At 48.0% G+C, this 18,649-nt stretch carries 13 protein-coding genes; 7 read left to right on the top strand and 6 right to left on the bottom strand.

Annotation, left to right across the window (positions count from 1 at the left end):
• Positions 1-73: 73 nt before the first annotated feature.
• Positions 74-925 (top strand): hypothetical protein, encoded by an 852-nt coding sequence (locus ACT6R0_RS08730; RefSeq protein WP_444652625.1) that lies wholly within the window; start codon positions 74-76, stop codon positions 923-925.
• Here the strand turns inward: ACT6R0_RS08730 and ACT6R0_RS08725 are convergent.
• On the bottom strand, positions 908-4,633 hold the full coding sequence (locus tag ACT6R0_RS08725; protein ID WP_444652626.1) for a metallophosphoesterase: 3,726 nt from the start codon (positions 4,631-4,633) through the stop codon (positions 908-910). The genes ACT6R0_RS08730 and ACT6R0_RS08725 overlap by 18 nt on opposite strands.
• 26 nt (positions 4,634-4,659) lie before the next feature.
• On the opposite strand from ACT6R0_RS08725, the gene ACT6R0_RS08720 reads away from it, so the two are divergent.
• Positions 4,660-5,841, top strand: a complete 1,182-nt coding sequence (locus ACT6R0_RS08720) for a Pycsar system effector family protein (RefSeq protein WP_444652627.1) — start codon at positions 4,660-4,662, stop codon at positions 5,839-5,841.
• 91 nt (positions 5,842-5,932) lie between these two features.
• Here the strand turns inward: ACT6R0_RS08720 and ACT6R0_RS08715 are convergent, their stop codons facing one another.
• Together ACT6R0_RS08715 and ACT6R0_RS08710 are read right to left on the bottom strand one after the other, a co-directional pair.
• On the bottom strand, positions 5,933-8,302 hold the full coding sequence (locus tag ACT6R0_RS08715) for a GAF domain-containing protein (RefSeq protein ID WP_444652628.1): 2,370 nt from the start codon (positions 8,300-8,302) through the stop codon (positions 5,933-5,935).
• A gap of 85 nt (positions 8,303-8,387) precedes the next feature.
• Positions 8,388-9,107 (bottom strand): SRPBCC family protein, encoded by a 720-nt coding sequence (locus ACT6R0_RS08710; RefSeq protein ID WP_444652630.1) that lies wholly within the window; start codon positions 9,105-9,107, stop codon positions 8,388-8,390.
• Between the two features lie 186 nt (positions 9,108-9,293).
• Here ACT6R0_RS08710 and ACT6R0_RS08705 point away from each other — a divergent pair, with 186 nt between their 5' ends.
• The 4 genes from ACT6R0_RS08705 to ACT6R0_RS08690 all read left to right on the top strand — a co-directional run bounded on the left by ACT6R0_RS08705 (position 9,294) and on the right by ACT6R0_RS08690 (position 13,154).
• The gene (locus ACT6R0_RS08705; protein WP_444652631.1) at positions 9,294-10,346 is read left to right on the top strand and encodes a DUF2891 domain-containing protein; all 1,053 of its coding nucleotides are present in this window, start codon (positions 9,294-9,296) and stop codon (positions 10,344-10,346) included.
• A 4-nt stretch (positions 10,347-10,350) separates the two neighbouring features.
• Positions 10,351-10,854, top strand: a complete 504-nt coding sequence (locus tag ACT6R0_RS08700) for a hypothetical protein (protein WP_444652633.1) — start codon at positions 10,351-10,353, stop codon at positions 10,852-10,854.
• A gap of 84 nt (positions 10,855-10,938) precedes the next feature.
• Positions 10,939-12,495, top strand: coding sequence for an NAD(P)/FAD-dependent oxidoreductase (locus ACT6R0_RS08695; protein ID WP_444652634.1), 1,557 nt, complete (start codon positions 10,939-10,941; stop codon positions 12,493-12,495).
• Positions 12,496-12,572: 77 nt separating this feature from the next.
• A complete protein-coding gene (locus ACT6R0_RS08690; protein WP_444652636.1) occupies positions 12,573-13,154 on the top strand; it encodes a PhnA domain-containing protein in 582 nt (193 codons plus the stop codon).
• Positions 13,155-13,237: 83 nt separating this feature from the next.
• Here the strand turns inward: ACT6R0_RS08690 and bglX are convergent, their stop codons facing one another.
• From bglX to ACT6R0_RS08675, 3 genes are read right to left on the bottom strand one after another with little or no spacing between them, the layout of a single operon-like run.
• The gene (bglX, locus tag ACT6R0_RS08685; RefSeq protein ID WP_444652637.1) at positions 13,238-15,517 is read right to left on the bottom strand and encodes a beta-glucosidase BglX; all 2,280 of its coding nucleotides are present in this window, start codon (positions 15,515-15,517) and stop codon (positions 13,238-13,240) included.
• 7 nt (positions 15,518-15,524) lie between these two features.
• Complete coding sequence (locus ACT6R0_RS08680; RefSeq protein ID WP_444652638.1) at positions 15,525-16,907, bottom strand: sialate O-acetylesterase; 1,383 nt, start codon at positions 16,905-16,907, stop codon at positions 15,525-15,527.
• On the bottom strand, positions 16,894-17,982 hold the full coding sequence (locus tag ACT6R0_RS08675) for a GDSL-type esterase/lipase family protein (RefSeq protein ID WP_444652640.1): 1,089 nt from the start codon (positions 17,980-17,982) through the stop codon (positions 16,894-16,896). Before ACT6R0_RS08675 ends, ACT6R0_RS08680 begins: the two co-directional genes overlap by 14 nt.
• 225 nt (positions 17,983-18,207) lie before the next feature.
• Between ACT6R0_RS08675 and ACT6R0_RS08670 the strand changes: the two genes are divergently transcribed.
• Positions 18,208-18,558 carry a hypothetical protein gene (locus ACT6R0_RS08670; RefSeq protein ID WP_444652641.1) on the top strand — a complete coding sequence of 117 codons (351 nt, stop codon included), beginning with the start codon at positions 18,208-18,210 and terminating at the stop codon, positions 18,556-18,558.
• Positions 18,559-18,649: the final 91 nt, after the last annotated feature.

Genomic DNA, 18,649 nt, shown 5'->3' with positions numbered 1-18,649 from the left:
TTTTTTAATTAAATAGTTGCCAAAATAATTGGCTTTAGATCTTACTGTTCGTATTTTTACGAAAATGTACCTTATGAAAGATCTTACCGTTTTTTCTGTTGCCCTGCTCCTCTCATGCATATCCTGCAATGAGTTGCCCAATTTTGTTAAAGAGAATGGAACGCTGGACCTTAAGGAAGTATCAGGATTGCAGTATACAAAAGAGAACGGTCTTTGGGCGCTTGAAGACAGCGGCAACAAGAACAAGATGTACAGCATTGACGAGAAAGGCAACATACTGAACCAATTCGAGGTCAGGAATGCCAAAAACCATGATTGGGAAGATCTGGCGTCAGATGCTGAAGGCAATTTGTACATTGGCGATTTTGGCAACAACGCCAATAAACGCCGCGACCTGGCCATTTACAAACTTAATGATGGCAAATACGACAGTATCGTTGGCAAAACGGAGTTCTATTATCCGGAGCAAAAGGATTTTCCCCCAAAAAGATCGGAAATGTTCTATGATGCCGAAGCCTTCTTTGAACATGAAGGCAGTTTTTACATTTTCACAAAAAACAGGAGCAAAGAATTTGACGGCAGCTTTACTATGTACAGCGTGCCCAATAAAGAGGGCAAACATGCCGCAAAGCTCATCACTTCGTTAAAGGCTTGCGGTAATTATAACAAATGTGCGATAACAGGTGCCGACATAAGCCCCGACGGCAAAACGGCGATTTTGCTTTCAGGTGATAAAATTTGGGTCATGCCGGGTTTTGGCGATGGCAACTATGAGATACATCCGGTAGAGCTGGGCTTCATTACACAAAAAGAGGGAATAACCTTCAGGGATGCGAACACACTGCTTATAGCCGATGAAAAAGACAAGCATGTTGGCGGCAGGCTCTATGAAGTAAAATTATCCGACCTAAAGGCCAAAATTTAACCCGAAGGCTACACGGCCGCCATCGGTGCCGTAAAAGTAAAATACCCGCGCAGTAACCACATCTAGCCCGTTGAGCCATCCACCGCCACCCACACTTTGGTGCCATTTTCTCGAAGGGTCTTCCGAAACCCATACGCGCCCGAAGTCATAACCGCCTAATATCCCATACTTCATGGGTACAAAACTGGTTTTTACGCTGCCCAAGGTTAGCCGCAGGTCAATGCTTTGGTACACCGAACGTTTTCCTGTAAAACGTTCCCGCCTGTAACCGCGCAGATCAAAGTCTCCCCCAAGTGTTGCCGCCTGGTAAAACTCAAAATCATTGCTGAAGATGGCCTTCCCTTTTGCTGTTGTCGAGAAGACCAGGTTTTCATCGGGCGTAATTTTGTGGATGACACCTATTGAACCTTCCGCATGCGGAAAGTTGCGGTTGGCATCATCAATGCTTGTTTTCCATCCTCCCGATATATAAAAAAACATCCCGAGAGCGGGAAGGGAGGCATTGTCATAATTGGCGAAGCTGTATTTTCCGTTGATGCCAAAATACTGCCGGTGCTCGAACAGGTAAGGGGCCAAAGTCCCCGGCTGGTTCACATATCGGTTGGTGCTTTCGTCTACCTCTATGGTTTCGAACACAGTGCCAAACTGTGTGAAGCTGCCATTGCGGGATTCCTTGAAAAAGGAAGGTGCAACACTAAAAGTCTGCAGGCGAACGCGGTTGTAGTTCATACCCAATTGGTCATCCGGGTTTTCGGTCTCATTACCCATCCCAAAATAATTGATGCTGAAATTGGGGCTGGTGTATACTACATCCAGGCCGATGTTCCAGCGCAGGGCGGCATTCATGTATTTGCCTGCATACTTCAGCTCAAAGCCGTCGGTGGCAAAAAAATAATTCCCTCTTAGGTTGTGCTTTTGCGAGAACGGCCTGCGGTTAAAATTGTTAACAGTATAGTCCATTACTGCACCGACCTTTACACCATCATCAGGGTTATAGCCAATACCGGGGTAGCCCGCTATCACGTTGTACTTAGGCTTTTCGGCATCATAGCTGTTAGTCTCATGATCATCGCTCATGATCATCCCGGTGCGCCTGTCAACCTCATAGGTATTTTCTTTGCTCTTAAAATCGTACACTTTTACCTTTCGCCCGTTCTCCACTTTGTAGGTATCGTGGTTTTGCCCGCCAAGGATCCTGAGCAATATTGGCTTTTCCGGCTTGCCCTTCACTTCAAAAACATCATCATCATCCAGTCCGTAGATCCATATTTCTTTCGTCTGCCCACGGCTGTAGGTCTGGTCCTGTACCAGTGTTTCCTTATCGTCCTTCAGGCTGTACATTTCAATGCGGGTCTTCCCTCCGCCCATGCGGGTAATAACGAACTTGTCTTTTTTATCCGTCCCAACCACCAATACGGTTTTCAATAGTACTGCCCGGTATTCCAGTGCAAATTCATTAAGATGGCTTTTGCGGGACTTCAGTTTGCTTTTAATGTCCTCTATGGTTTCATCCTGAAGTTCCTTTGGCAGTTGGGCAAAAGCATCGTCTATGGCCGCATCGGTAAGGTTTTGGCGAATGTATCCTGCTTCGTCCTGCCAGTCCTGTTCGGTAGCCGAGGTTATCAATGCCAGGTCGAGCGCATACGGCTCGCGGTTGAACCATTTTACATTGCGTATATCATCCTTAAAGCTCTGCATGTGGCGCAGTGCCGGTATGTTCATGATGATCGCGAACAGCGACCCGTCATATTTTGTAAAAGCCTGATCGCGGTCCTTGGGTATGGGCTTGTAGATCACCTTGCCGTCTTTTTTGTACTCGCCCCACTTCCACTGGTCGGTATGCCTGTCCCAGTCGCCTATAAGCATATCGAACAGCCTCGCGCGGATGTAAGACCTCTGGTCGACGCTGTATTTATGGTCTTTGGTAAGGTTTTTAAGCATATCCGGCGTATCTGTTATATCATCCGGGCCACCGAAGCCTTTTACATCTTTCTGTTCTTTGTGCACGTGCTCTTCTATCATGTACAGCTCGTCGCCGAACGCGCTGTTGTATTCGCCCAGGGCATTCTGTTTCGGGACATAATATAACTTTGGATTAGTATGGCCCACGTCCACTTTATCGGCCAGGCGGCCAACAATGAACGGAGTGTATGGGTGCGATGTAGTATAAAAATCCAGCAGGAATTTTTCGGCAAAAGTATTTTCGAGCGTATTACCAATGTAGCGCTCCTTGAAAGCTACAGCCTGCAGGAAACGGATGGCGCTCTTCTTCAATGCCCGCATCGAGTATTCCCTACCGTCCTTCCCTTCCAGCCTGAGCGAATGGGTTTGGTGCCCGCCACCCGCTTTTTTTGGCTCAAGCCCTCCGTAAAGCGTATCCAGGCGCACTACCTGTGCCTCTACCGGAACACTGTAGTACTTGCGGTAGTGCTTCCCGAAGAAAAAACGGTACAGCCCGCCCTTATCGGTCATTTCGGGAGTATAGATGGCCGCGGACATCTTTTGCGGGAAGGTGTCGGGGTAGTCTTTAAGTTCGACTTCCTTTTTCTCCAGCAGTTTCTTTTCGAACAACTGTTCTTCCTTACCGTCCTTTACACTGTAAAAATATACTTTGGCAGTCCCGTCTTTATTAATGTCAAGTATGGAATAGCCTGTGCCTCCGTACGAAAAATCTTTGGGGTAAACCACGCGCGCGGCCTCTACCTTTGAGCCGGCCCCGCTGATGATCTGGTGCACATTATCATGGTGTATGTATTGGAGGTTGTGGTCGTGGCCTGAGATAACGATCACATTGTCCTTGTCCTGTATCAGGGTTCTTATCCTGTTGGAAAGCGAAATGTACACGCGGCTCTGTATGTCCTGGGTGCTGTAGCCAGATGCTTTTCGCGCCAGGTTGATCAGTGACCCGAGAACAGGCAGGGGAACATTATAGGGTAAGGGGAACAGTTGCTTTTTCATTGAAAAGTGACCGCCGTGCGACCCGTTGCTCATGAGTGGGTGGTGTATGGCAATAAGAACGGTCTTATTCTGGTTTTTGTTCAGCAGGTCTTCCAGTTCGGTAAAAAGCCCTTCGCGGGTCTTGATGTCGCAATCGTCATTAATGTTGGGGTAATCGTCCCAATCCTCTATATACCACTGGCTGTCGATGGTAATGAGCGTAGTGTTGTCATTGACCTCCACGTCTTTTATCGCACAGCCCTTGCCGGGGAAGAATGTTTTTTTGCCTGTATATTTGTTGATGAATTTCTCCTGTTCCCGCAATCCTTCATAGCCATTGTACCAGTCGTGGTTGCCTGGGATGAAAAGCGTTTGCCCCGGGAATAATTTAGAAAGCTTTAATTGCGAGGTAAGGCTTGCCTCTCCGTCCTTACGTGCCTGCGAACCATTGTCGGGCGCCATCCCTTCGGGATAAATGTTGTCGCCTAAATAAAATAAAGTGGTATTCTTCCCTTCCCTGTCCAACTTTTCGCTGATGATTCCCAGCATGGCCTGCGTATGAGGCTCATTGGCATAGCCCGCATCGCCGATGAGGTAAAAACGATGGGCGGGTTTTTCGTTGTCAAGGGTGTCGCCAACAGGATAGGGCGCTGTATTCATGCCATACTCCGGCTTATAGGTAGCACACGAAAACAGGGACATCATAATAACCGAACAGGACAAAATCTTAATATTTACCTTACCTGCCACGCTATCCGAAAAGAATTTCATAATTTGGTTGTGTTAATTACCTACCTATGGATATTGTTCAAAAAGCCGAAAGCCACGTCTTCCATCTATTCAAAGATAAGTTATCTCCCGATTATATTTACCATAATTTCAACCATACTTTGCGTGTAGTGAACAACGCCGCGGTGATCGCTAAGGAGGAAGGCATTGAGGACGATATGGAGATCATTATGCTTGCCGCGTGGTTTCATGACACCGGTTATGTCGATGGGCCGGACAACCATGAAGATAAGGGTGCTGAGACAGTGTTGGCCTTCCTTAACGAAAATGGGTATCCTGAAGACAAGGCAGAGCAGGTCGCGGCGCTCATAAGGGCAACAAAGGCAGATGCCGAACCGCGGTCGCTCAATGAAAAGATAATAAAGGATGCCGACTGTTCCCACTTTGCCGATAAGAACTACTGTGCACTTTCTGAACTGCTGAGGGAGGAATGGAAGATCCAGGGAAAAACCTTCAGCGATAAGGAATGGGCATTGGGCAACCGTAAGATGCTCATGCAGGAGCACCGCTTTTATACCGACTATGGGAAAAAGGAACTACAGCCTTTAAAGGAAGCTAATATTGCGATCCTGCAAAAGGAGATCGGCGATGCCGATGCGGATGGCGGAAAGAAAAAATCGAAGGAAAAACTTAATAAAAAGAAATTAGAAAAACTGGAAAGGCCGGACAGGGGTGTTGATACGGTGTTCCGTGTAACGCTCAATAACCATACCCGCCTGAGCGAGATCGCCGACAGCAAGGCCAACATACTGCTTTCTGTAAATGCGATCATCATTTCCATTGTGCTGACGACCATCATCCCCAAGCTCGACAGTCCATCGAACGCGCACCTGGTCACACCAACGCTCATACTAATGGCATTTACGGTGGCGACCATCATTTTTGCGATACTTTCAACACGGCCAAAGGTAACCAGCGGCACCTTTACCCGCGAGGATATTGACCAGCAAAAGGTAAACCTGCTATTCTTCGGGAATTTCTACAAAATGCCTTTGGAGGAGTACGAATGGGCTATGAACGAAATGATGAAAAGCAGGGACTACCTGTATGGCTCAATGATAAAGGATTTGTATTTTCTTGGCTTGGTACTTCACCGAAAATACAGGCTGTTGCGTATTACCTATACAGTTTTCATGATAGGGATACTGGCCTCGGTCGGGGCGTTCATTTATGCTTTTAAAATGGTTTAAAAAAATATCCTTCACGATCGGCAAACGGTCAGCGATATGTTTTACGAAGCCGGACTGATCCTGCACAGATCAGTGTCATCCGCGTTCCTTTCTAAACATTCAGCTCTTTAAGCAGATCTTCATAGCTATAGGTGGCCTCCGGTCTCTTATTGCTGTCATATTCTACCGAAATACGCAGCGCTTTAAGGCCGGTAACGCCCTGGAGGTCTTCCACTTCAAAGGTTTCTATCACATTGCCCAGCATCTTTTTGTGTTGTAAGAACTGGATATACCTGCGGTATTCGGCTTCCTCCTGCTTTTGCGAATACACTATCGTGATCTTACCTTTCTCGGTAATGCGGTCCTTTGTGCCCTTGATGTTGGATTTATCGATGCGCTTCTTCACGACCTCATAGCGGGCGTTATATGTACCATCGACATCAAAGCGCTTTTCGTCCATGCGGAAACGGATGGATATCGGCGAGCTGAACACCAGTATCAACGAGGTGACATCAAGGTCATACGGCAGCCCAGGGCGCAGCTTGTAGTATTCGTTCTCCATTTCGCACATAGCCTGCAGTTGCCACAACCTAAGATTGTTGAGATATAAGGAGCTGTACGGATGTTTTGGCGAAATGGACGCGCCTATGTACAGGTTGTGTTCCACGCCATCGGTCTTGAAACGCTCGTAATAGTGCGGAAAGAACGTCTGTGCCTCCACTTGCTTGCGGTCGAGCACCTCGGCCATTTGCTTGTTGATGATGGACAGCGCGTTGTCAAAGTCCTTGCGGCTGTCATATACCATCTTCATCTTGGGGTCGAGCGTTTCAAAGTAATCTGTGATCTTCCCATGTACTTCGGCATTCGATGCATCGAAGTGCTTCAGCACCGGGTGCACCTCATTGATGATATAAGTCTGGATGCCCGATTCCGTATCGGCTTTCAATGAATCACTGAGTTCATTCTGTAGCTTTTCGAGCTCAAAAATATGCTGTTCTATCAGTGGCAGCTTTTCATTTTTGAAGATGAACTTAAACAACGAGTGCAGTTCCTTCAGCTGCAGCGCCAGATCTTTTTCGATCGACTCATTCCTTGCGGTAGATGACCCTTTAATGTCGATCTGTCCGTAAAGGGGGTACACCTCACGGAACACGATCTCCTTATACGCCTGATCCTTCTTGTCCCTGTTGGTAACGTGCAGCAATGCTTCCTCGCGGAACTTCCAGTACACGCTGTGGTGTATGGCGGTATACTCATTCTGGATGATGGCATCCACCTCGTTCTGCAATTCCGAATAATAGCGGTCGATCGTATCGGTAAGGAAAGGCAATATGTAGGTCAGCTTGTTGGAGTTGATGCTGTTCAGTTCCTTTGATCTTGAGGAAACCAGTTCGATAAAGCCCAGCAGCCTGCCGTTCTTTATGATAGGGGCAAAAATACAGCTGCGTATGTCCTGCGCCAGCAGATGGTCGGCAAAAGTAGTATCAGCTCCGGCATCAGACTTATACCTCTCAACATCCGACAGGATGAAATATTTCTTTTGTGCCAGCATACCGTCCAACGTTGCATCGCACATCATGCTGTTGCAGCTCATTTCGGCCGAATCATTCAGTATGTGGCTTTTCATTTCCTGAAAAGGCGCAAGCCTGAATAGATTGTCCTCAACATTTACTTCAGTATAGCCGATCCTGAGGTCCGGGATCTGATAGATCGACCTGAATATACCTTCAAAATTCGCCTTGGTCACTTCTTTTAATTCTTCGCTTACCAGCAGGTTGGTCTTCAGGTTGGATATGGCGCTTTCGGTAGTGGCATCAAATAGCGACACGATACCAAACCCTTTGGATATCCAACTCCCTGCGGGGAATTTTTTCTTCCACAGCTCAAGATCGTCAAAATTATCCATCAGCAGCGTTACATCCTCATCGGTAATATCGATGGCCTTTTCGGTCGGCAGCAATTCAAGGAAATCTGCATTGTACAGTATGCGGTAATGGTGCATGATGCCCTCGCTGTCGGGTATGTCGTAAAACAGCGGCTTGCTGAAGTCGAAATGATGCCCGTAATAGCTGTTTAGCACCAGACAGCAGCAGAACACATAAAACTGGTGGTCGTCAAAATTACGTATGCTCATGCCGAAATCTTCCCCGGCATTCATGAGTATCTTTTTGAAACGCTCTGTATGGTTGAAGGTAATATTAAAGAAAGGGATGGCCGCGGCCTTGATCTCATTCTTTGTCAATGCAGTAGGAAAAAGGTCGGCCAGTAAGTTCTTGATGAGCTTTTCGTGCTTTTCGAGCAGCGAAAGGTCGGTGATCCCGTCGCGCAGCTCAGGATATGGGGCGGTGTGACGAAGTAATGCCTTGGCATAATCTGAACGGTAATCCACATCCGATCCGGCAATTTCCTCCAGTGTTTCCAGCACTTTGTGGAATGATATCTTCGCTATAAGCGGGCTTTCTATATGGTGCTCAACTTCCATCTTTCGATCATTACAAATAGTCTGTAAAGTTACGAAAAATCTCTTCGGTAATGATCGAATGCTAAACCTTTTAAATGTATGGATATCATGTAAATATCGCTACTGTCTCCTGTTGCAGCTTTTGCGGTGTCCCGGTTTCCATATAGCGTTTAAAGCCCAGTACGTCTTTTCGTACCATCCTCTCAAATATGGGGTTAGCCAGCTTAGCTACTTCTGTACCGGCAGATCCGAAAGGCGCTTCGTATGAGAACACGACATGCACCAGCGTACCCAGCTCACCGGCATCCTTAAACTTCACCTTCCCGGCATTGGCTATCATCGAACCGGGCATCGACCTCCACCCGATATATCGGTTGGGCTCCTCTCCCACTATTTCAGCCTTCCAGCTCACTGTACCCAATCCGCCCGGCATGGCTGCCTTCCATTCCGAATGTGTGTCGCCCAGCACGGTAACACTTTCCAGGTGTTCCATGAACAGGGGCAGGTTGCCCAGGTGCCTCCAGAAGTTGTACACCTCATTCACAGGCCTGTCCACGATCATTCGGGCATGTATGTTAATATTGCTGTCATGTGGCTTAGCAGCACGTTCTCCCAGTAGCTTGCTGTTGAGCGTCCCGTTCTTTTGCAGGCCTTTTACACCGCGATAGATCATGAATCCGGCAGCCGCCATCTCCAGGATGCTTTTCTTTTTCTTCTTAAAAGCATCATACAGCAGGTAAGCGCCACCCATGATGGAGATCGCGCTCTCTATGGTGCCTAAGGTTTTTTGCGATGGGTTCACTATGGGCTCAAATGGCTTTTCCATGGGTTATATCGGTTAAAATGTTTTGCGATACTAAAAATAAGGAACACAAGGCGGAGCGCCATTTACTTTAACAATACATTAGCCTCCTCTCCTATTCAAAAAGAAATTATGGCCTTTCATCACATGGAGAGGCTTTATTCTTTATTCCTAAAATCTTCCTATATTTAAAACCGTTAAATACAACAGATGAAACATAGTTACCTCCTTCTTTTCCTAACGACCACTTTCGCATTCTCCCAGCAGCTTACACAAAAGCAGGCCAACGATCTTGCTGCGCTTCCGTTCAAATGCCTCCAGCAGGAATATCCCAACAAACTCAGCCAGCTGCTTGCCGACTCCACCGAGATCGCCGGCCCAAAAAAACTGCACCCCGCATTTTACGGCTGTTTTGACTGGCATTCCTCTGTACACGGGCACTGGAGCCTGGTGTATTTGCTGAAGAAATTTCCCAAACTGGATAACAGGGAGGAGATCATCAACAAACTAAAGGTCAACCTGTCGAAAGAGAATGTTTTGGAAGAAGTCGCCTACCTCAACAAAAAACACGAGAAGTCATACGAGCGCACCTACGGCTGGGCGTGGCTGCTAAAACTGCAGCAGGAACTGGACACGTATAACGAACCATTTGCAAAAGAACTTGCCGACAACCTTCAGCCTTTAACGACGCTTTTGGCCGATCGCTATATCGAATTCCTGCCGAAGCTCAATTATGCCCTGCGCAATGGCACACATACCAACACGGCCTTTGGGCTGAATCTCGCTTGGGACTATGCCGTGCACGCAAAGAACATCCCTTTGCAAAACAGCATCAGGGAGAATGCCCTGCGCCTGTTCAAAAATGATGCGGGCTGCCCATTTAACTGGGAACCCAGCGGCACCGACTTCCTCTCGCCCTGCATGGAGGAGATCGGGGTCATGCAGCGTGTAATGCCCGAAAAGGATTTTTTAAAATGGCTAAAGGATTTCGCCCCACAGCTTTTCGATAAGAATTTTTCATGGGAGCCAGGCAAAGTATCTGACCGTACTGACGGCCACCTCGTACACCTTGACGGGCTTAACTTTAGCCGGGCCTGGAATTTTTATTCTCTCGCAAAGCAATACCCTAAGCAATTCAGCCACCTGAAGGCATTGGCCGATAAACACTTTGTGTATTCCCTTCCATCCATCACCGATGGCAATTATGAAGGGGAACACTGGCTGGCTTCATTTGCGTTGTATGCGTTTGATAAGAAATCATAATGTTATGAAAAACAAAGTTTTATTTTGTATTACATTTTTAGTTGTTATTAGCTGTACAACTAATTCACAACAATCGTTTTCTCTTGACAGCCTTGGCCTAGAAATAATAATCAAAGAAAAAGTTTTTGACTGGGAAGATTTTCATAGCCCTCGAGGAGAAGGATATACGTTAGAGGTGTATACTTTTGAAAAGAATGAAAATTTTGAGGAAAAGCTATTAAAAAGTCAGAGCTATCCTTTGAGCAACGATCTGAGGAAAAATTGGCAAATTAGGCATTGGAAAGCCAATGAAGTAGATAATAAATATGTCCTTGAGTTGCTGTTTAATTACAAAATTAATGATGATGAAGCTAAAAAAGAAATTAATAATTTGGAACGAATTGTCGATAATGGAGACTATGTTGTAGCATATTATTATAAAGGATTTGATGATTATATTGACTCCATAGATTTATTTTTACTCGATTTCAAAAACAATAAACTATACAGGTGTATTGTTATAACCTAATTAGTGCATATTTTAAAGTTGGTGTTGCGATTAAGCCGTTTAACCTATAAATCATCAATAAAAAATAATCCCTATTTTTGCGGCATGTCAAGAGAACTCCAGATACAGGTCGCGCCCGAAGTAGCCGCACAGCAGCCCTTGCTTACAGAGCACATTGCAAAGCTCATGCACATGAAGCCTGAGGAAATACGCCATGTAGCCATACTCAAGCGCTCCATCGACGCACGCCAAAAGACCGTAAAGGTTAATCTGAAGGTGGCGGTTTACCATGATGAAGAGTACACCGAAAACAAACTACAGCTGCCTGAGTATAAACATGTATCTAATGCACCCGAAGTCATCATCATCGGTGCCGGGCCTGCCGGATTGTTCGCCGCCTTGCAGTTGATAGAGCTTGGCCTAAAGCCGATAGTCCTCGAGCGTGGCAAGGACGTGCAGGAACGCCGCCGCGATCTCAAGGCGATCAACCGCGACCATGTTGTGGATGGCGATTCCAACTACTGCTATGGCGAGGGCGGGGCAGGTACCTATTCCGACGGTAAGCTCTATACCCGTTCCAAAAAGCGTGGCGATGTTGACAGGATATTACGCCTGTTCGTGGCATTTGGCGCATCCGAGGAGATATTGGTAGAGGCGCATCCGCACATAGGCACCAACAAGCTGCCCAAGATCATCAAGGCCATGCGCGAAAAGATCATCGAGTTCGGCGGGCAGGTGCTCTTCAATACCCGTGTGACCGACATTCTCGTAAAAAGCAGCGCAGTGGAAGGCGTGGTGACCCAGAACGGCGACACCATCAATGCCAAAAAGATCATACTGGCTACGGGCCATTCCGCGCGCGACATCTTTGAACTGCTCGACCGCAAAAAGATATTCATAGAGGCGAAGCCGTTCGCCCTGGGCGTTCGTGCCGAGCATCCGCAAAGCCTTATCGACAGCATACAATACAGCTGCGACTTCAATTCCGGCAGGGGAGAGTTCCTTCCGCCCGCACCCTACGCCATTGTAAAACAGGTAGGCGGCAGGGGCATGTACTCTTTCTGCATGTGTCCCGGCGGCGTTATAGCCCCTTGTGCCACCAGTCCCGGCGAGGTGGTTACCAACGGCTGGTCGCCCTCCAAGCGCGACCAGGAAACAGCCAACTCGGGCATTGTGGTCGAACTCAAACTGGAAGACTTCAAACCATTTGCCAAATTCGGCGCGTTGGCCGGAATGGAATTCCAAAAAGCCATTGAGCAGCAGGCATGGCGCGTAGCAGGCGAGACCCAGCGCGTACCGGCCCAGCGCATGATCGACTTTACGCAATCCAAAGTATCTTCAAATATTCCCAAAACCTCTTATGTGCCCGGAACAACATCTGTAGAATTAGGGCAGGTATTCCCCGGCTTCCTTACGCAGACTTTAAGGGAGGGCTTTAAAGAATTTGGCAAGTCGATGCGCGGTTATCTTACCAACGAGGCCATATTGCACGCGCCTGAGTCACGTACCTCATCGCCTGTACGAATTCCCCGCGATCCCGAAACGTTAGAACATCTTCAGATAAAAGGCCTTTACCCATGTGGTGAAGGGGCAGGCTTTGCGGGAGGCATAATTTCAGCTGCAATTGATGGGGAGAAATGTGCATTAAAATGTATAAACTAAGTTTATTCTTACATAAATACAATCTACTGAGGGCAGTTTTGCTAAATTAGTTACCTTTACACCCTAAATTTACGATCATGACAATAGAACAGCAACTGCAGGATCGCAGTGGTAATGTATGCGAACTGAGTGGTACGACCGGCAACCTTTCAGCATATGAAGTACCGCCTGCGCGCAACTTAGGCGCCGATGGCTTTATCTACATCGATGCCAAATGCCTTGCCCAGATAGAAAAGAGGGAAGAACCTGACAGCGCCTTTTGGCAAAACATACTGCCCACGAGCATGTGGAGCGAGGTGCCTGCCGTGCAGGTGGTGTCATGGCGCATGCTGAACCGTTTCCGTGATGAGGGCTGGGCCGCCGACGCGCTCGACATGATGTACCTTGATGATGAGCTGCTGGAATATGCCAAAGCCACCGGCGACCATACCCAGGATGCCGGAGTGCAGTTCCACAAGGACAGCAACGGCAACATACTGCAGCAGGGCGACACTGTGACCCTTATTAAAGACCTTGATGTAAAAGGATCAACACTCAACGCCAAAGTAGGTACAGCGGTGCGCAACATACGCCTGGTACACGATAACCATGAACAGGTAGAAGGCAAAATAGACGGGCAGCTTATCGTGATCCTTACCAAGTACGTGAAGAAGCAGTAGCACTGCTCGATTATAAAAGTCAAAAGCCCGATACAATAACTGCATCGGGCTTTTGACTTTAGACTTTCAATCTTTCGACTCTCTTACTTCAACTCAAACTCGGCTTCCTGAACATTATCCGAACTTGTCCCTACGAACACTTTAAACGTTCCCGGCTCTACAAGGTAATCGCCGTTGTTGTTAAAAAAGCCTAACTCATTATCCGTCAGAGTAAAGCTCACTGTTTTAGTTTCGCCTTTTTTGATGGAAACCAACTCAAAGCCTTTCAGCTCTTTTACCGGGCGCGACAGGCTGGCGGCAATGTCCCTGATGTAAAGCTGCACAACTTCTTTGCCATCGTAATTCCCGGTGTTGGTTACCTCAACGGAAACTTTTACACTCTCCCCTTTCGCGTAAGTTTTCTTGTCAAGCTTTACAGTTCCATACTTAAATGTCGTATAGCTCAACCCGTGGCCAAAGGCGAACTGCGGGGTTTTCTCCACGTCCATATAGTGCGACCAAAATACGTTCTTATCTGCATCTACAGGCCTGCCCGTGCTGTGCTGGTTATAGTATATCGGTACCTGCCCCACGTTGCGCGGGAAGCTCATCGGCAGCTTACCGCTCGGGTTGTAGTCGCCATACAGCACCTGCGCCACGGCATTGCCCGTTTGGGTACCCAGCTGCCATGCCTCAACGATGGTTGGGATATGTTCAGCAGCCCACGGCAAAGCCAGCGGACGGCCATTGTTCAGTACCAGTACGATGTTCGGGTTCACTTTGTATACCTCTTCCAACAGCTCCTGCTGTAATCCCGGCAGGTCCAGGTTGGTGCGGCTGCGGCCTTCGCCACTCTGGAAGCCGTGCTCGCCCAGTACCATGATTACCACATCGGCATTCTTTGCGGCGGCTTTTGCGGCTTCAAATCCACTCCTGTCGGTAGTGTTCCATTCCACCTCAGTAAGGAATGTCGGCTTGCCTTTGTAGGCTTCGCCACCCTTCTCATACGTTAGCGTGTTGCCTTTGTACTGCTGCATGCCTTCCAGTACCGATACCGCCGTTTCGTCCTGCGAGGCGATCCTCCAGCTTCCTAACGGACTGGTTTTGTCATTGGCCAGTTGGCCAATCAGCGCTATTTTCTGCCCGCTCTTCTTTAGTGGAAGCAGGTTCTTTTCGTTCTTTAGGAGTACAATGGATTTTTTCGCCATGTCCAGTACCGCATCATTATTCGCTTTATTGCCAATGACAGATTTTTCGCGCTTTTCGTCGCAATAACGATAGGGGTCGTCAAACAGGCCAAGTTCATATTTTACACGAAGAATCCTGCGTACGGCATCGTCTACCAGTTTGATGTCGACTTTACCGTCGTTTACTAAACCAACCAGTTCCTTCACATACAGGTGCGACTCCATGTCCATGTCGGCGCCTGCGGTAACTGCCTTTAGCGAAGCCTCGGCACCGTCTTTGGCAAACCCGTGCGCGATCATTTCGCGGATGGAAGCCCAGTCGGTAATTACGAAGCCGTCAAAGCCCCATTTGCCTTTCAGGATGTCGCGCAGCAAAAAGCTGTTGCCCGTTGCCGGAACGCCGTTGAGGATGTTGAAGGCGTTCATGAACGTACGTACGCCTGCATCCTTAGCAGCTTTAAAGGGTGGCAGTACGGTGTTGTATAATGTGGCATTGCCAATGTCCACCGTATTATAATCACGACCGGATTCGGAAAATCCATAGCCCGCAAAGTGCTTGGCACAGGCGGCAATGGTCGTAGGCAATGAAAGGTCGTCGCCCTGGAAGCCTTTTACCCTTGCGGCAGCGACTTTGCTGCCCAGGAACGGGTCTTCGCCCGCGCCTTCCATCACGCGGCCCCATCGTGCGTCGCGGCTTATATCGACCATAGGCCCGAACGTCCAGTTAATGCCCGATGCCGATGCCTCGCCTGCCGCTGTTTCGGCCGACCTCCGTATGGCTTCCATGTCCCAGCTCGCGGCTTCCGCCAATGGAATGGGACTGAGTGTCTTGTAACCGTGTATCACGTCGAACCCGATGATCAGCGGAATGCCAAGGCGGGTTTCTTCAACAGCTATTTTCTGTACGGCGCGGACTTCCTTTACACCGCGTACGGTAAGCATTGAGCCTACCCATCCTTTACGAAGGTGTTCATACTTCAGTGCCGCACTGCCTTCTTTGGGCGAAGGCCCGGTCACGTCCCAAAATCCGTTGTACTGGTTCATCTGGCCCACCTTTTCCTCAAGGGTCATTTTGGCCATTAGCGCGTCGATCTTCTTCTCGATGTCTTGTTTCTTGTCCATTTTCTTTTTGTCCTGTGCCTGCGATGTGCCAATGGCAAAAAGTGCCAGCAGCAGTAGTGTTTGTGTTCGTTTCATTGCTTGTTTATTCGGTTGTAAAGGTCGATGCCGGCAGCCCGGCACTGTTAAACAGGTCGGCCTGCGCGGTATTGCTCCAGGCATAGCGTGCCTTTACAGGTTTTTTTACATTTTTGGAAGTAAGCACTATTGCGCCCTTGTCAATTTTGGCTTCGGCCCTGTGCCAAGTAGCGTCTTCACCGGCCACCTCAAACAATGTTGAAGCCTTGCCTTTAAAACGCAGCCCTTCGGCATTGGAAAAGCTTACGGTCAGTTTGTTTTTATCAGATGTGAAGCTTTTGTATAGCGGGCCATTCACCACGCCTTTTTTGATGCCATAGGTATCGTTCAGCGCGAGGTTAGCCAGCCTTATGCCTACATCTTTCTTATTGCGTGGGTGGATGTCATCAACCGTAGCAATATCACTTACCACCACCATTCCTGTCTTTTCCAACGCATTCACAACGCGTCTTTGTGCATCGCGTATCACGGCTCCAAGGTCGGTGCTGCCTTCATAATTATAAGGGGCTATCTGCACAAAGTAAAAAGGGAGATCGGTTTTCCATTCGCTTCGCCATCCTTTTATCAATCCTGCCAAAGTTTTATCGTATACGTGCGAACCCACATTGCTTTCGCCCTGGTACCAAAGCACCCCTGCCAGCCTGTAACCAACGAACGGGTGTATCATGGCGTTGTAGATATGCCCCGGGTCGCTCGGGCTCCAGTCGGCTTTATACAGGTCGGATGCAGCTTTTTTCAGCACAGGGTCATTGTTAACGTATTGAGCGGGGATCCAAGGTTCGGCAGGCGACCCTCCCCAACTGGAGTTGATCATCCCGATAGGCACATCTTTGAGGTCTTCCTGCAAATGGCGTGCATAGTAATAGCCCACTGCGCTAAAGTGCCTCATGGTTTCGGGGGTGCACACTTCCCAGCTTCCGGGCAGGTTCATTTGCGGCTCTGTTGAAGCCAGCTTGGGCGCGGTAAAAAAGCGGATGTTAGGGAAATTGGCTTTGGCGATCTCGGCTTCGGCATTATTGATCTTCATGTTGGCCGACCATTCCATGTTCGACTGGCCGGAGCACAGCCACACTTCGCCCAGCATTACGTTTTTCAGCGTAATTTCATTATAGCCTTTAAAGTTTATGGTGTACGGACCACCTGCACCGGGAGTTTTCACGGTGAGCTCCCAGTACGCCTCGCGGTTGGGCTTCAGCTTGTATTCCTTTTTGTCCCAGCCGGTTGTTATCACTATGTCTTCAAACGGGCTACCCCATCCCCACAGCTTTACATCGGCGTTGCGCTGCAGCACCATATTGTCCGAAAAAAAAGAAGGCAGCGTTACGTTCGCCTTTGCGGCAAATGATAAAAGAGCGATCGCCAGGAACAGGAATAGTTTATTTCTTTTCATTGAGTAAAGTTTTTAGGAATGGCGCCAGCTGGCCTGCCATTTTCTTGTGGTCTTCAATGTCCGGGTGGTAACCGCAACCGTGTGGGGTTACTGCCGTAAAAGTGAAAACCTGTATCGGTTTATGTATCTTATCGCCTGAAAAAGCATCCTTAACGCGGCTAAGGCATCTGATGAAAATGTCGTTCTTCGGGCCATTTACCATCGGGCTATTGAGAAGTAAGACCTGCGTATTCGGCGAATGCTTATACACCGTTTTTACAAAGGCGACATAGTTGGAAACGTATATATCCTCATTGAATGGAAGCCGTTCCTTTTTTCCGTCGCCATCAGAAAAATCATTCGTACCCAAGGCGATGCAGGTAATATCCGGATCAAACCCGGATCCGTACTTTTTTGAATTGTCCTTATTAAGATAAAGGTTCTCATACACATCGGGCATTATGGCCTCCTGGTCGTGCTCGTCATTCCAGTTGCGGTACATCCCGATGCCGGAAACCGAACTCAGCAGGAAATCGGCACCAAGTTGGCGTGAGGCGATCGGCCCGTAAGCATAGTAGGCGTTGTGCTGATCATACCATTCGGCGGTATCGCAGGGTATAGCGGCATAGTCATTGCCCATTCCGCACGTAATGGAGTCACCTATGAACTCGATCTTCTTTTTAGGCTGCATTTTTGGCTTTTTCATGACCACATCCGCACCGAGGAACAGCACGTTGCCATTACCTGCTTCGGTGGCTTTGTATACAGTAACAGTATGTTCTTTATTAGCCTCCATATTGAATGATAATAGTGTAGCTGAGGTTTTAATGGTATATCGGCCTTTATACTGCCCATCGATCTCAACAACCGCATAATTGTGATGTTCAAAAGTATCTTCAGCTTTCAAATTCAAAGTGCATTTATCTCCTGTAAAAGCAAAGGAAACAGACGATGCGGGGCTTATCAGGATCACCGCATCACCTTTCTTTTCGACCCTTCCGGCGGTAACGTATTCTCCTTTAGCTTCAGCCTTTTGCGAAGTATTGCACGATAGCAGCGACGCAATGAAAAGCAGCAGTATTTTTTGCGTGAACATTTTTGTTTTGGTTTAAATGTAAATATAGCCAAATTAAGGGAAAACGTTTTCTCCGGCGAATACGATACTGTCAAAACCTGATAACATTTTAACCCTGTAAGGCGGCTTAACACAAATTTGTAATGCCTGCCAAATTAGGCCTAAACTGAGGTTAATTAAAACAAAAACAAAGTGTTGCGAAAGTTTAGTAACTGTAATTTTACAGATCATAAAAATAACGATACCATGAAAAAGATAGTTTTATCAATGGCGGCAATGCTTGCATTCGGCCTTGCCTCAGCCCAAACAGACACTACGGCGACCAGGCGTTTTAATGCCGGGCCCGAACGTACAGAGACCACAACCACCACGACCTCGACCCGTGTCGAAAGGGTTCGCAAACAAAATGCCCGCACAGTCTCTCCAACCACAACAACTACAAGGGCCACAACTACAACACCAAACCGTACCAGCACACCCAACAGGATAAACCCGCAGGGCAGCACGGCGCCTACCACATCATCGCCTGTAACCAATCCGGGATCACAAACGCCAACACCGGCCACGCCTCCGGGAACCAATAACCCGAAGCCATAATTATATAGAACCTGCTCCGGCGGGTTTTTGTTTATTATTCATTATGGACAGCCTATCGATAAGAATTCACTTTGCCGTCTTTGTGGCGTAG

This window comes from Flavobacterium sp., from assembly GCF_052437795.1.
Taxonomy (GTDB): domain Bacteria; phylum Bacteroidota; class Bacteroidia; order Flavobacteriales; family Flavobacteriaceae; genus Flavobacterium.
The sequence above is the reverse complement of the archived record's forward strand: the minus strand, read 5'-3'. Positions and strand labels throughout refer to the sequence as shown.

What these genes read in the sequence shown, in the direction of transcription:
- ACT6R0_RS08725 (WP_444652626.1), bottom strand. Translation starts at nt 4,633, where the DNA reads ATGAAATTCTTTTCGGATAGCGTGGCAGGTAAGGTAAATATTAAGATT.
- ACT6R0_RS08715 (WP_444652628.1), bottom strand. Translation starts at nt 8,302, where the DNA reads ATGGAAGTTGAGCACCATATAGAAAGCCCGCTTATAGCGAAGATATCA.
- ACT6R0_RS08690 (WP_444652636.1), top strand. Translation starts at nt 12,573, where the DNA reads ATGACAATAGAACAGCAACTGCAGGATCGCAGTGGTAATGTATGCGAA.
- ACT6R0_RS08700 (WP_444652633.1), top strand. Translation starts at nt 10,351, where the DNA reads ATGAAAAACAAAGTTTTATTTTGTATTACATTTTTAGTTGTTATTAGC.
- ACT6R0_RS08705 (WP_444652631.1), top strand. Translation starts at nt 9,294, where the DNA reads ATGAAACATAGTTACCTCCTTCTTTTCCTAACGACCACTTTCGCATTC.
- ACT6R0_RS08670 (WP_444652641.1), top strand. Translation starts at nt 18,208, where the DNA reads ATGAAAAAGATAGTTTTATCAATGGCGGCAATGCTTGCATTCGGCCTT.
- ACT6R0_RS08720 (WP_444652627.1), top strand. Translation starts at nt 4,660, where the DNA reads ATGGATATTGTTCAAAAAGCCGAAAGCCACGTCTTCCATCTATTCAAA.
- ACT6R0_RS08680 (WP_444652638.1), bottom strand. Translation starts at nt 16,907, where the DNA reads ATGAAAAGAAATAAACTATTCCTGTTCCTGGCGATCGCTCTTTTATCA.
- ACT6R0_RS08710 (WP_444652630.1), bottom strand. Translation starts at nt 9,107, where the DNA reads ATGGAAAAGCCATTTGAGCCCATAGTGAACCCATCGCAAAAAACCTTA.
- ACT6R0_RS08730 (WP_444652625.1), top strand. Translation starts at nt 74, where the DNA reads ATGAAAGATCTTACCGTTTTTTCTGTTGCCCTGCTCCTCTCATGCATA.
- ACT6R0_RS08675 (WP_444652640.1), bottom strand. Translation starts at nt 17,982, where the DNA reads ATGTTCACGCAAAAAATACTGCTGCTTTTCATTGCGTCGCTGCTATCG.
- ACT6R0_RS08695 (WP_444652634.1), top strand. Translation starts at nt 10,939, where the DNA reads ATGTCAAGAGAACTCCAGATACAGGTCGCGCCCGAAGTAGCCGCACAG.
- bglX (WP_444652637.1), bottom strand. Translation starts at nt 15,517, where the DNA reads ATGAAACGAACACAAACACTACTGCTGCTGGCACTTTTTGCCATTGGC.